General features: G+C 66.3%; 1 protein-coding gene. It reads left to right on the top strand.

Annotated elements, in window-relative coordinates; genetic code table 11:
* Positions 1–285, top strand: a 285-nt coding sequence (locus tag F0Q45_RS27195; protein WP_149656723.1) for a DDE-type integrase/transposase/recombinase, incomplete at both ends; no start/stop codon positions are given.

Raw genomic sequence — 285 nt, 5'->3', positions numbered from 1 at the left:
GGTGTGCCCGAGGGTGAGCGGGTCAACCACAAGCGCGTGGCCCGGGTCATGCGAGCTGCCGGGATCGCCGGTTACCGCCGCCGACGACGGGTGAGGACCACCGTGGCCGAACCGGCCAACCAGAAAGTGCCCGACCTGCTCAACCGGGACTTCACCGCCACCGCACCCAACACGAAATATGTCGGGGACATCACCTACCTGCCCTTGTCGACGGGTGCGAATCTCTATCTGGCGACGGTGATCGACTGCTTCTCCGGACGCGTGGCAGGGTGGGCCATCGCCGAT

The sequence above is a fragment of the Mycobacterium simiae genome (assembly GCF_008370645.1).
Taxonomy (GTDB): domain Bacteria; phylum Actinomycetota; class Actinomycetes; order Mycobacteriales; family Mycobacteriaceae; genus Mycobacterium; species Mycobacterium simiae_A.
This window is presented reverse-complemented; position numbering and strand designations above follow the sequence as displayed.